Below are 13,170 nucleotides of genomic sequence, written 5' to 3' on the forward strand. Positions count from 1 at the left end.
TTTTGCACCTTCTCTTAGCCGTTTACACTAATTGTAATTTTACTAAGCGCTCTGCAATTTGAACAGAATTCCATGCAGCGCCTTTTAATAAGTTATCAGATACGACCCAAAGATGGAATCCTTTATCGTTATTTAAATCTTTACGGATTCTTCCAACGAATACTTCGTTTTTACCTACTGCAGTAGCTGGCATTGGATATAACTGCTCTTCTGGATTATCTTGCAGAACAATACCTTCCGCATTTGCAAGTAAGCTCTTTAATTCTGCTACTGTTACGCCTTCTTTTTCTACTTCGATGTAAACAGACTCAGAGTGTCCTGATACAACTGGTAAACGTACACATGTTGCCGCTACTTCTAATTCAGGCATATGCATAATTTTTTTCGTTTCGTTAATCATTTTCATTTCTTCAAACGTAAATCCATTATCTTGGAATTTATCAATCTGTGGAATCGCATTAAAAGCAATTGGGAAATGCTTCTTATCACCTGATACAGGAAGAACATTTGCCTTAACTTCTTCGCCATTTAAGATTGCTTGTGATTGTTCATGCAGTTCTTCAATAGCTGCCGCACCAGCACCTGATACAGCTTGATATGTGGAAACGATTACTCGTTTTAAACCATATTGCTGACGAACTGGCTCAAGAGCTACTACCATTTGAATTGTAGAACAGTTTGGATTTGCAATAATACCATTATGTTCTTTTAAGTCGTTTTCATTTACTTCAGGTACAACAAGTGGCACGTTTTCTGTCATACGGAATGCACTTGTATTATCAACAACAATCGCACCGCGTTTTGCTGCTTCTGGCGCTAATTGTTTCGATACAGATCCACCAGCACTAAATAGTGCGATATCTACTCCTTCAAAGCTTTCAGGAGTTGCCTCTTGAACTGTAAATTCTTCGCCTTTAAATACAAGTTTCTTACCTGCAGATCGTTTAGATGAAAGTAACGTTAATTTCCCGATTGGAAATTCTCGTTTCTCTAAAGTATTTAACATTTGTTCACCAACTGCGCCGGTTGCTCCAACTACAGCGACATGAAAAGTTTTTTGCTTTTCCATCACTATGCCCCTTTCTAGATACCAATCCTTCTATAACTTAGAATCAGAAGGAGTATACAATACCCCTTCTGATCTTAATAACGTTAATTTTATCATATTCTACAGTAAGAATGATGGTTTCATCAAAAATTGTCCGTTTTTTTTCGTTTTTTAATTCATATATCTGAATTTTTCTACGACCACCGGTTGCAATTGCTTCCCTTGCAGCGCTTCTAACACTGTATCTTCCAGCAGCTCCATGCGAGCTACCATTGAGTTCGGTTTTTTCTCTGGTGCATCTTGGCCGAATGGGACGAAGTAGATGTTTTTTGTTGCCATTAGGCGCATGAGGTTGACGCCAACATGGTAGCGACAATATAAACATTTCTTTTTTCTTCTATTATATATATTCATTTCAAATCCTGTAAATTTATTTTGTATACCATATTCTTCACAGGTACCCATAAACGAATTAGACGATACTTTAGTAATTAAATGGAAAAGTTCTACTTTGATATTGAGTTTACTACAGCAGCATATTTACATATATATCCTTTAATTGGTATGATTTACTTGTTCGCATAAAAGGGGGGAGATTTTTGAGTTTAAATATGTATTTAGGGGAAGTACATGCCCAAACACAAAGTATGAATGCTGTATGTACAGCTACCATTCAAGCTATGGAACAAGCGATTCAGTCGATTGACACTTTTGCAATGGATACTGTGTTACAAGGGCAAACATATAGCAGTGCAAAAACCTATCTTGTTCAAACATTTCGGCCTTTGGCGCAAGGAATTATATATTTATGTGAAGAATTAATTCGTCAAAATGATGCGTTTCCAAATGATTTTCAAGCAAAGGTTGCTTCAACAGATGTTATCGAACAAGAAATAAGAGAACAAATCCAAGAAATCAATCAAACAATTGCAAGTATAGAAGCAATAGAGTTACTTACACCTATGCCTGGAGTAGACGCAATTGTGGCTGTTTTAGTTGAGATGAAAAAAAAACTTGTAGAAAAACTAGAGCATTTATATGAATTCAATTATACATCCAGTAATAACTACAGCACTGCTCTTCAATTAGCAGCTAGTATCACAGCCGGACTCGCTGAAGTGCAAAGTGGAAAAGGATTTAGTCCCGCAAGTGGGACGTTTAGCACACAAGGGTTGAATATGGAATGGACGACTTCCATTCAGGTGATTGAAGAAGATAGGAAGCGTCAGGCTGACAATCTTTTAAATGGTAGTTCAATTGAAGAAGGAGCAATGTGCGGTCCATTAAATAGTGAAAAAAAAGATGAATCTTTACTAGATACGTTTAAACATGGTGTCGAAGATATTTATGAAGGTGCTTTGGACTTTATACAAGGCGCTGGCAGTGCAGTAGCTGAAGACTATATTGGACTAACACCACCTGATAATGATAAATTAGAAAGCAAAGCAACTTATCAAGCTGGAAGATTTACTGGACATGTTATATCAACGGCAGGATCTATTGTAGAAATCTTTGAAGGTATTTCAGTCATAGGTGGGGCTAATTTCTTAACATTCTTCGCAGAAGTAGGAAGTGGTGGGTTAGCATCACCAATTGTTCTTCCATTAGATGCAGTTGCTACAGCGGCTGGTGTTGGTGCTGTTGTACACGGTGGATTGGTTTGGGATAAATCGATTCAAAATGCCCAGGATACTCTTCAAAAATTCAAGTCTTCTTCATCTTCTGGTGAGCGTGTTAATAAAGTTAAAGAGAATGGTAAACTTGATAAAGAGGGAAATGCAACTAAAAAAATAGATAATGCTGGTAAGGAAGCCAACGGAGCTAATTCCACAATCACACCCGAAATGGAAGAAAAAATTCTGTGGGGACAAAGAAAAAATCCTAATAAGAATGAGATTATTGGGGGACATTCTTCTGGAATAAATAATAATCATCATAACTATGTTGTAGAGGAAATTAAAATTAATCCAGATGGAACAAAGAACATTAAGTATACTACTCAGTTTCCAGATGGTAAATTATCTAAAATAAAAAGTAGTACAGTATTTCCAGATGGGTGGAGTGACACAAAAATAATAAATAGCGTTAAGAATATCGGGAATTCTAAATTAATTAGTACTAGAGCTAGGGACGGAGCAACTTGGCATCGAGGTACTATTGATGGTGTAGAAATAGATGTGATAAAGAAAGGAGATAGTGTTATTAGTGCCTATCCGACAGGTAAAGTTAATGCATTACCACCATCTGGATTTTAGAAATAAAGGAGGAATAAGAAATGTATGAAGAATTAAATGAAATATTATCCGAAAATAGTTCAGAAGATTCTTGGTATGATGATGGATTTATGTATGCTCAAGAACTGCTGAATGATTTTACTGACAAAGATTGGGGAAAATTATTTCAAAGTATTAATGATAAAAATGATAAGTGGAAAATTAGGCTGGCTTATTGCATTGATGATGATTTAGGAATAAATGGATTAGAATTACTATTGAATATGCTTGATGAAAGTGATGAAGTTGTTGAGACTACTATAGATTCTTTAAGGTCTTTCAATTCTGAAGAACATAAAAAGATGATAGTATCCAATAGTCGAGTAATTGATACAGCACAAAAATTATTGGAAAAGGCTAGCTTACCCGTCAAAAGAGTTCTAGAAGATTTTTTGAAAGATATTAAAAATTAATTTTTCGGGATATAAAGAAGAAGTAGCATAGGTGAAAGTAATTGAATTTGACTAGCTATTTTACTAGATTCTGAGCACAAGTAAAGTAGAGAACTTTTCGAGGAAACAGTTTTCTTTAAGATTGGATATTTCAATGAAGCATGTTATCTAGCTTGGATTAAGTGAAGAGAAGTTACATATGGAGAATAATCAACAAAAGAGACCTCACATTTGAGGTCTCTTTTGTAACTCTTACTTTACATACACATAAGCTTCAATTGCTGATACATAGTATGTTTTGCCCTTTCTATTTTGTACTTTGTATTTTGGCGAACCATTCACACTTACCTTTGCACCAATAGTAAAGTCTAATCCCATATCTATAGAAACAGCAACATCTTTACCCTACCAAAAAGGAGATTCATGGAAAGGAGAATTTTATATGTCTTTAGATAAGTATAAAAATATGTCTGATGAAGAGTTTAAACAATTGTCTACTCAAGAATTTCAAAACTATATAAGATTAAAGCAAGAAGATTTTTCAAGACATTATAGGAAAATAAATGAAATTACTATAGATGTGATGTTAAAACCTCAGGAAGCAATAGAAATTGCTAAACATTATCATAAGAAAAATAAATTAGATGGAGTAGTTACTGAAGATATCAACCACCTTTTCTTTGATGAGGCTTATACATTTAAAATTGAGAAAGAAAATAGAAACAACGATGATATAAGACCAGCTTGGAGAATACTAGTGGATTTACCAAAAAAACCTTTTCTTATGGAGGACTATACACTGATTGTATCTGATAGGGATAAAAAAGTGATGGGTATGCTCGATCCAAATGGGCATCCAGTATTTAAAGACAATGAATTTACAGATGAGGATTCTGAAGATTAATTAAGGTAATTATTCGTTTGTTTTTAAATGGTAATGGTAAAATTATTTCTGCATTTCCAAGACAAGTTCGATGATGAAGATGAAATTGAAATCTCTCTTAAAATAGAAACTATTATATTACGAAATCTAATACACATTTGGATAAATGATCACACAAAACCATCTGAACTTACTCCAGCAGAAAGAGCCAAGGAAATTCGGGAACATTGGAAAAAACGTGGTAGTGAGTATGTTTTACCAGGAGAAGGTATTTAAAATTAAAAATAGAGGTGAAAACAAATGAATTATAATGAAGTAGAGTCTATATTATCAAATATTCTAGAAAGAGAAACCGAGGTATTAGACAAGCCCACAGATAAAGAATGGAAAGAATTAAGTGATAAATTTAATTGCTCGTTTAGTAATGAATTTAAATATTTTATTGAGTTGATGACATTCTGGTCATTTCCAGGTGATATTTATAATATTTCAAAGGGGAAAACAAATGGAAATGATACACTAGAAGCGGTATATAATTATGAAATGAGTAATGGTAATTGGGATTCAAATATGCTCCCATTCTATGGTATTGGAAATGGAGATTATTTTTGCTTACATAGATTAGAATCGAAGGTGTATTATTACTATGATGATAAAGAGAAATTCGAAGAATATTGCGATAGCTTCAAAGCATGGATAGAGGATTTACCAAATTTTTTAGCTTAAAATCTGTTTGAAATGGACTTATTTAAAGTTACGACTCAAATACCTCACGAATTAGATGTGCACCCCAATTATATCTAACATTTGGGGCGCATTTCATAATAGACGGCCTTTTTCGTTAAATTAACGTACATTCACATACGTATCACTAGCCGTAATATAAAATACTTATATAGAAATCATGTTTTGTTAAATTGCTGTGATTTTATATGGAAGAAAAATTTTTATATAATGATACATTTATTAATATCAACTAGGAGGAACATTCCTTGAAAGTTGTACGCTCTATATTTAAGGGCTTTCGTTTAATAGGTTTAATTATAAAGCCAGTACTTAAAGCATTATCTAAAAGTAAATTTTAAATCTCATAAATATTAAAATCCCCTTCTGCATATAGGTGCAAAAGGGGATTTTTTTCAAATTATTCTATTCGTTCTACAGACAGTACTCATAGATAAATAAGAAACGGTGTATATTTACCCTAACATTTATAAAGATGAAAATCAATATATAATTATCTACACATAGAACCAGATAATAATTATTGTTCATAAAACTATTCTTTTGTTTTATTTTTTAATGTACTCGTACCACCAGTTTCTTTCATCCATCCAAGCTGTAATCATATCAAGCTCACCATTAGGTAGTACTTCAGTTTGTAAGTAAGCTAAACCAGTTAATGGATCAGAGATAACCTTCCCTTTTGTTCCACGCTCATTCATAGCATTTACAACTTCCTGAACTAATGAAATACCAAACCCACCAGATTTAACATATTGATAGCCGCCATTGACAATAGCTTGTTCTGGTTGTTTTTCTCCTGTAAACCAAGATAATGATTTACTGCCAATCAATTGGTTCAAATCACACTTTCCGATACCTGGTACATTTCCTGTCTCGGTGTATTGCCAGATATCACATGGATAAGCTGGTCTATTCCCACCATATCGGGGAATCCATACAAAATCAGCGTTTACTTTATCCGCCTGGAACTCTTTATATGTATGATGACCAACATATAGACCAACCTTTTTAGCACCTAACTGGCGTAGTTCATCAATAAAAGCTAACGTTCCAGCTAACATATTCCCCATTGTTTTCACTTCCACATCCGCTACCCAGAACAATGCATCTTTATCTCCACGATTCCAAAAGTCGCGAGCTTCTACACGTGCATCATTTTCAGAAACGAATCGACAAAACGCATAGTTACCAAAAGAAACACCACGTTTTTTCATTTCACCCACATAACTTGGATACATATGATCAACTACGTTAGAACCATCTTGTACCCTAGCAATTACTAAGTCTAATTGCAGTGCTGCTACATCCCAGTTAATATTACCATTCCATTTTGAAATATCAACGATATACCCCATTATTGAACATCTCCTTCAAATAGTTTTTGTTTGATTTCTGTTACATCTTTAGAGATAGATCCAAAAGCCTTTGCTTGCTCTTCTATTACTTGTTGGTTTCTATCAATTACTTGTTGATACTTTTCTTCACGCTGCTCATTCTTTTTTTGTGTAGTAAATAGCATCCACACAAATAACGCTGCAAATGCACCTTGTTGAATAACTGAGTTGAAAATTGCATCTTCCACTGTTCTCATCTCCTTTTTTGACAATAAAAAAAGACCAGCTTATGGCTGCTCCTGCTCTGTTTGTGTGTTATTTTCATTAGTTGGTGTTGGCGGTTCTTGAGATGGGTAGTTCCCTGTAAGTGATGCATAACACTCTAAACAAATATTCTTTTTCGCAAATCCCATATCTAGTGGGTACAAACGCGCTCCGCGTTTACATATTTCACACAACGTAGCAATTCGAAACTTTACTGTCCCATCCATTTCTCTCCATACTTCGACCCTGCTAACACCGTTTAGCAGACCTGCATTATTTAACATATCAGCAGGTATTTGAACAAAAATCCCTGTCTCTGTACGCTCTGCATCCACCAGCCTCCCCATAAAAGGAAAGCTTTCACCTGCTTGAAGTGGCATCATTTGATTCTCATCCATTCTTACTTCTCCTTTCTATCCAAGTGCATTAAATTTCCAACCACTTGGAGTACTCGCATAAAAACCTGCTCCAGCATTACCGTCTGTAAAACGAATATGCCCCCATTGTTGGAATCCACCCCCACCTAAGTTAACTCCCTGCATTGCTCGTATATTCCTAAAGATTTTAACTTCTTTTTCAGTACTTATATCAAACGTTTGTCCGTCTGGTGCTGGAGTTATATTATTATTCACACCACCTATAGCAAGTGCGTTAAACGGCTGAATGCCATCCGCTCTTTCTGCTGCTGCACGATCCCAATTATACATAGATGCATATTTGCCACTGTATAGCGTTACACCACTTACACAAATCGCTGTCCCTTGTCTCATGTCAGCACTTCCAGAACAAACTTTAATAATCAATGCATGTTGTTGCGGAATATAGTTTTTCGGCACTTTGAAGGTAAATGAATATCTTCTGATTTCTCCATAAAATGTAGACGGCTCAGGAAAGTCCATTTTTTGTTCATTCCATATATCGTAACTTACATTGTCTCGGAATTTAACACAACATACATGTAAGCGTGGTTTCCCTGTTTTACGTACACCATTTATCATAGATGCTCTAAAGTGAGCAGATACTGTGTATTCATTTCCAGGATGTATCCCATTATTCACGATCGATTCTGGATAGTTATACATGTCTACCCTTGTAGCATTCACCATTTGCTCGTAATCGAATATATGTGTATTCTTTTCTATTACGACATTTCCCCATGACCTCCAAGTAAGACCGTATCCACCTTCAAACCCATAATAATCGTTATGTCCAATGTTTTTCTTTGTAACACTAGAAAAGTCGGGATCTGCTATTAGGTTTCGTCTTGATACCGCAGTTGTTTTTGTTCCCCATTCGTCTTGGAATAGAAAATCTAGCATTTTAACAGTTACACCATCTTTATCAATGGTTATCTTATCACCGTTAATTCTAATAAGATTCGTATCAATACCTTTTGCTGTTAGCCATTTGACCATTGTATCTGCATTAATATCCAGTTTTGCAGCATTGATTGTAATTTTCCCAGGGGACATATTGATGGCAGTGACAATGCCATCCTTTAAAATCTGCGCTAAAATCCCTTCATCTAAAACTTCTAACTTAGATTCCGTTTTCCTTACATAGGCATTATAAGTCTCATTTATAAACGTTTCTTGTTTTCCAGAGATGATTGAAACGCCTTTTTCATTAGCACTAATACTTCTTTCTAATTCTGTAACTTTCTGATTGTATTTCTCAGTAGCTACTCTATTAGCTATATCTTCTAGCATTTTATCAATATCCGTTTGATCTTTCGGATGTAACCAAAATTCTGTAGCTATAGTGCCACGTTGTAACATAGGTGCAGCACACCATAAACGCCCATTTCTTGTAACGTAATAACGCCATCTCACAAACGCTGCATTAGCAGGTGCTTTATCTGAACATACAGCACGAACCCATGTATGATTTACAACCTTGATATTCGTTCTAGCTGTTTTAATGCGAGTTTTTTTGTCACCAGTCCACCATTCAATTTCAATAAATGCACCACCACTATCAATAGGTGTTTTCCCATCAGTATTGAAGTAACCTGATGCAACAAATTCTTCGTTAACCTGACACTCAAGGAATTGGCTTGTAAGTCCCCACCAACGATCTTGAGTCTGGCCAGTAACTGTAATTGCAAATGTATTCATACCTTTGTATTTTAAATTCGTATCAATAGAACCAGTAGCCCCATTACCACTATTCCAAAACCAATATTTCTGCGCTAACTTAAAATCAGCATCACGCAACTCGTTGACAGTACCTAAACCGCCTACATAATCCTCAACATCTTTCTTTTTCATTGTTAATTTCAATGCTTCAGAGTGTTGCTGTATCGTTGTGGCCGCCTGAGTTAATGTTTTCCCTTGCTCAGTTTGTGTTTCCTGTAATTTCTTAACACTTGCAGTTGTTCCTTCTGCATTCTTTTCTACAGTGTTAACACGTTCATTAAAAGAGGTTTGTGTTTTTTCTACCGTTTTTATACTTTCTTTAATACCATCCACACTTTTTTCAATCTCGGTTGTTTTCTTAGTGAATTCATCACTCGTTACTTGATTTTCTGGAGCTGGTGTCCAATCCTGTGGCTTATTACCTTTATATAAAGCAACCCATTCTACAATGGCTTTTGTAGTGTTACTTGGAAAGTTATACAGACTCAACTTTCTTTCATTTCCACTCGTTGCTGCTACAGCTTTAAAAGTTACATAGGTAATTCCATTCGCATAAACACTTGTTGCATATCCAACATTATTCGAACCGCCATTTTGCCAAATCCCGAACTTCTGCCCCTTCGGAACGCTACCTTTAATTACAAATGTATATTCTTCACCTGTAGAGAAATTTTCGGTTAGAGAATATGAATTGATTAGATAATCTGTTTTTTCGTATTTAGCATTTGAATCTAATAACAGATTACGTCCTCCAGCTTTATCGTTATTAACTTTCTTTTCTACACTCTCCAACTTCTCACTAATCTGACCAGCCTTTTCTGTAATTTCAGTTGTGGTTTTCTTTAAAGCATTTGTTGTTTGCTGCACCTCAGAGATTGTCTTTTCTGTACCTTCAGCAGTCTCTGCCACTGTATTTAATTTTTCAGTGATTTCACCGTCTTTTTTTGTTAAAGATTCAATAGATTTAGTAAAACCCTCGTTAGTTTGTTTCATTTCAGAAACAGTTTTATTAATTTCACCTTGAAAGTTTTGTACATTTTTAATAGTTTGCGAAACTTCTTGGAGACTATTTTTAACTTCCTTGAATCGTCCAGTGGTTTCACTTTGAGCTTCTTCCACTTTCTTATTTAATTCTTCTTCTGTAAGTTTGATATCTTTATTAACCTGCTCCATTGTTTCCTTCTTGATAGTTTCCACATCAGGAATAAGAAGCTCCCAACCTTTACCGTTCCACACTTTTAAAATACCAGGTTTACCGTTGCTAATATCTCGCCATAATGTTTTACCTACTATAAGATTATCGGTCGGTGGATTTTTAGCTTCAATAATATTTACCGCATTATTTTTAAGATTCTCTTGCACTTTTTCAGCCAGTGTTTTTGCTACTTCTGATTCTTTCTTAGCATTATTAGCTGTTTCATTTGCATCTTTCACTAATTTATCTAACTGATCTATCAGTTCTTGCTTACTACCTAGTGAACTAAGGATACGATTGTAAATCTTTCGTAGCTCATCATTAGGGTCAACAATTTCGCGGTAATCACCAAATGCGTATTTATCTTGCGAAGGATCAGTATGTGATTCATCACCAGCGATTGCCCTTGCTTCTAAATAAAGCTTAGGTGTGAATCCAACATCTTTAATTCGGATTGTATCTCCTTCATTGATTAACTCGTGGGCCAGCCCAAATACACGCCCTATACTTTGTGCTTGAACATCATAAGAGACAGAGGTATTCACGCGTTTTGCTAACTCTGTTTTCATAAGAGTCAATAAGCGTTCTGGTGTTATATCTTCTTCTGTTTCTGGAGTATAAAATCCAAATTTGTGTTTACCTTTTTCATTCCAACGTTGAAATGCATCGTTATCCACAATATATGGAATACCCTTATTTATATCTGAGATAGTGAGAACTTCTCCACCTTCTTTTTTGATAAATCCAATTAAAGCTGTACAAATGTTTTGTGAGTTCTCAATACGTTTGATTCCAATTAAATCTTTACCTAACGTGACTTCCTTTCCTGTTTCTCTTCCTCTTTTTTTCACCATATCTACATACCAACCTACGATTTTAGAACCGACCACTTCAACACGGTATATAATTTCTAATTCAAATAGGGAAGCAATCTTTTTTAAGAAACTCAACGGATCTATAAATTCTTCAATAGTCATAGAACGAAATCCAGCATACTCCGTTTTACCACGCTGCCATTTTACACCTACAAGAGCAATGTCCATAAATTCATTTACTGTCTTACCTTCAATTTTCTGTGGACGAATATAGTCATCTTTAGCAAGATTAATCCATGCACCTGATGCATAAGTAATTACGGATCTATCGTCAGGGTCTTTTTCTACTTCAGTGATTACATACGGAACAATACGCCCATCCCTTACTTCTTTTAATACTAAGTTTTGTTGCATAAGTGTTGCTGCATATTTCGTGTTATCAAATACTTTAAACTCTAAAGTATCGATATTATTCTTGATTTCCCAATGACGTTTATCATCCCAATAATCCTTTGGTTGTATAGCTGAAACGATTTGACTCGTTTTAAAATCAATAATATGTAAAACTCCACTTGGCGTCCTCATCTAAATCGCTCCCTGTATTTAACCTTTGCTGTTCCGATATCATAAGGCATGATTTCTAGTGTATTCATACCTTTATTAATGATAGGAAAATTACTGAAAATGTCTTTAATATTAATCGCATCCTTCCCTTCAATCGTTACATGACTATTTTCGGTATCAATTACGACTTTATCGCCAACATCTACTATATAAGGCGGTGTGTTTTTCGTATTTAAATTCACTTTCCAAAACTTTAAATCACTAACTGACATTGCTTCTACTGGCGGTACATCCTGCCATTGCATAATGCTAATCTGTATTTGAGCTGCTTTTTCCATATGATAGTTATTTTTATCTGTCCACCGTGCAAAACGCTCTGAATCATCTTTTTCTGTCCCAGGAAGAAATTTCGAAATATACGCTTCCCATACATTTCCTGTTCTAGCTATCCACAATCGTCCAAAATATTGATTCCATGTATTCGGATAATCACCACTCTCATAAATCAGCCCTGTTTTCCCTGGCTTGTTATCGTATCCAATAACCATCGTTCCAAAATTTTGTTCAGCTTGCCAAAAGAGATCATTCATAGCAATTTTTGAAAGCACCTTACTGTTTTCATCTAATATCGCTATCTCAACTCGGCCCATTTCATTGATTTTCTTACTCTTACATGTAACGTAGGCTTGCATAATAAAATCTTGTACTGGACCACCAGGTATACTCTTTTTGACAGCTGCACCGTGCCATCCTTTTCCCGTTCCAGTCCCAAAATCAGAACAATAGAATTGGTATTTATCTGATTTCATTTCGCCAACCGGTTCACCATCTTCCATTGAACTGACTTTACTCCATCCAACAGTAGTGGCCATTTCATCCCATACTATACGTTGATTCCTTTCCACAGGCTTTTCTACAGTTTTTAGTGGCATACCGATACGAAAATAATCTCGATCACTTAAGGATACCCCGCCAAACCATACATCTAAAAAAGTGTTTGGTTTCGTAATGTCAATCTCAATAATAGGATTAGAATGAACAGTTCCTTTGTTTTGAACGTTTGCCGTTAACCCAAGCGCACCTGTTTGAAATTCTACTGTTCGGGTAGGTCCTAATTTATAAGGCATTGGACAAATAAATTTCAAAGTGCCTTTACCTAACGTAACGAAATCATCAAGATTAAAATCTTCATCAATTATAGCTAAATATGTTCGATCAGGAGTTGCATCAAATACTAGCTCAACTGCTTCTTCTGTAATTAACCATGCTGCTATTTCTTCTTTTAACGTTTCTAAATCTGTTCCATCTGGAACGATAATTCCTACAGGGACAGGAAGTGGACGAGGGTCTGTATCCGTTCCTAATAATCTTGCACCTGGATATCCAGGTGTTTTTAAGAAATTACGTTTTAGAGGTGCCCATGTTGGTGGACTCCATCCCTTTTCTATTTGAATGTACTCCTTTCGTTGGTTGTTAAAAGTAAAAGAACTCATGCCAACACCTCATTTCTTTATAAA

General features: G+C 35.3%; 10 protein-coding genes and 2 pseudogenes. 5 read left to right on the forward strand and 7 right to left on the reverse strand.

The features are described 5' to 3' along the window. Positions 1 to 22 precede the first annotated feature (22 nt). Together asd and spoVFB are read right to left on the reverse strand one after the other, a co-directional pair. On the reverse strand, positions 23 to 1,069 hold the full coding sequence (gene asd / locus DN407_RS18495; RefSeq protein WP_000414846.1) for an aspartate-semialdehyde dehydrogenase: 1,047 nt from the start codon (positions 1,067 to 1,069) through the stop codon (positions 23 to 25). A gap of 150 nt (positions 1,070 to 1,219) precedes the next feature. Next, positions 1,220 to 1,408, reverse strand: a pseudogene (spoVFB, locus tag DN407_RS18500) (dipicolinate synthase subunit B); the annotation flags it as partial. Between the two features lie 239 nt (positions 1,409 to 1,647). Here spoVFB and DN407_RS18505 point away from each other — a divergent pair. The 5 genes and pseudogenes from DN407_RS18505 to DN407_RS18530 all read left to right on the forward strand — a co-directional run bounded on the left by DN407_RS18505 (position 1,648) and on the right by DN407_RS18530 (position 5,322). Beyond that, a complete protein-coding gene (locus DN407_RS18505; protein ID WP_149216563.1) occupies positions 1,648 to 3,303 on the forward strand; it encodes an EndoU domain-containing protein in 1,656 nt (551 codons plus the stop codon). A 20-nt stretch (positions 3,304 to 3,323) separates the two neighbouring features. Then, a complete protein-coding gene (locus DN407_RS18510; RefSeq protein ID WP_000272778.1) occupies positions 3,324 to 3,734 on the forward strand; it encodes a hypothetical protein in 411 nt (136 codons plus the stop codon). A 421-nt stretch (positions 3,735 to 4,155) separates the two neighbouring features. Further along, positions 4,156 to 4,617 carry a hypothetical protein gene (locus tag DN407_RS18520; RefSeq protein ID WP_098869208.1) on the forward strand — a complete coding sequence of 154 codons (462 nt, stop codon included), beginning with the start codon at positions 4,156 to 4,158 and terminating at the stop codon, positions 4,615 to 4,617. A gap of 60 nt (positions 4,618 to 4,677) precedes the next feature. Continuing rightward, a pseudogene (locus DN407_RS18525) lies at positions 4,678 to 4,872 on the forward strand (hypothetical protein); the annotation flags it as partial. Between the two features lie 24 nt (positions 4,873 to 4,896). Continuing rightward, the gene (locus tag DN407_RS18530) at positions 4,897 to 5,322 is read left to right on the forward strand and encodes an SMI1/KNR4 family protein (protein WP_149216564.1); all 426 of its coding nucleotides are present in this window, start codon (positions 4,897 to 4,899) and stop codon (positions 5,320 to 5,322) included. Positions 5,323 to 5,888: 566 nt separating this feature from the next. Here the strand turns inward: DN407_RS18530 and DN407_RS18535 are convergent. Genes DN407_RS18535 through DN407_RS18555 form a run of 5 tightly spaced genes read right to left on the reverse strand, consistent with a single transcriptional unit; the run spans position 5,889 to position 13,146 of the window. Next, positions 5,889 to 6,698 carry a GH25 family lysozyme gene (locus DN407_RS18535; RefSeq protein WP_149216565.1) on the reverse strand — a complete coding sequence of 270 codons (810 nt, stop codon included), beginning with the start codon at positions 6,696 to 6,698 and terminating at the stop codon, positions 5,889 to 5,891. Next, a complete protein-coding gene (locus DN407_RS18540; RefSeq protein WP_001261076.1) occupies positions 6,698 to 6,934 on the reverse strand; it encodes a BhlA/UviB family holin-like peptide in 237 nt (78 codons plus the stop codon). The genes DN407_RS18535 and DN407_RS18540 overlap by 1 nt, the downstream gene beginning before the upstream one ends. Before the next feature lie 30 nt (positions 6,935 to 6,964). After that, on the reverse strand, positions 6,965 to 7,339 hold the full coding sequence (locus tag DN407_RS18545; protein ID WP_097999696.1) for a hypothetical protein: 375 nt from the start codon (positions 7,337 to 7,339) through the stop codon (positions 6,965 to 6,967). Positions 7,340 to 7,354: 15 nt separating this feature from the next. Continuing rightward, positions 7,355 to 11,674 carry a phage tail spike protein gene (locus DN407_RS18550; RefSeq protein ID WP_149216566.1) on the reverse strand — a complete coding sequence of 1,440 codons (4,320 nt, stop codon included), beginning with the start codon at positions 11,672 to 11,674 and terminating at the stop codon, positions 7,355 to 7,357. Continuing rightward, complete coding sequence (locus DN407_RS18555) at positions 11,671 to 13,146, reverse strand: distal tail protein Dit (protein WP_149216567.1); 1,476 nt, start codon at positions 13,144 to 13,146, stop codon at positions 11,671 to 11,673. Before DN407_RS18555 ends, DN407_RS18550 begins: the two co-directional genes overlap by 4 nt. Positions 13,147 to 13,170: the final 24 nt, after the last annotated feature.

This window comes from Bacillus sp. JAS24-2, assembly GCF_008274905.1.
GTDB classification, from domain to species: Bacteria; Bacillota; Bacilli; order Bacillales; family Bacillaceae_G; genus Bacillus_A; species Bacillus_A cereus.

Coding starts and splice junctions, on each gene's coding strand:
- DN407_RS18545 (WP_097999696.1), bottom strand. CDS start 7,339: ATGGATGAGAATCAAATGATGCCACTTCAAGCAGGTGAAAGCTTTCCT.
- asd (WP_000414846.1), bottom strand. CDS start 1,069: ATGGAAAAGCAAAAAACTTTTCATGTCGCTGTAGTTGGAGCAACCGGC.
- DN407_RS18530 (WP_149216564.1), top strand. CDS start 4,897: ATGAATTATAATGAAGTAGAGTCTATATTATCAAATATTCTAGAAAGA.
- DN407_RS18555 (WP_149216567.1), bottom strand. CDS start 13,146: ATGAGTTCTTTTACTTTTAACAACCAACGAAAGGAGTACATTCAAATA.
- DN407_RS18540 (WP_001261076.1), bottom strand. CDS start 6,934: ATGAGAACAGTGGAAGATGCAATTTTCAACTCAGTTATTCAACAAGGT.
- DN407_RS18520 (WP_098869208.1), top strand. CDS start 4,156: ATGTCTTTAGATAAGTATAAAAATATGTCTGATGAAGAGTTTAAACAA.
- DN407_RS18510 (WP_000272778.1), top strand. CDS start 3,324: ATGTATGAAGAATTAAATGAAATATTATCCGAAAATAGTTCAGAAGAT.
- DN407_RS18535 (WP_149216565.1), bottom strand. CDS start 6,698: ATGGGGTATATCGTTGATATTTCAAAATGGAATGGTAATATTAACTGG.
- DN407_RS18550 (WP_149216566.1), bottom strand. CDS start 11,674: ATGAGGACGCCAAGTGGAGTTTTACATATTATTGATTTTAAAACGAGT.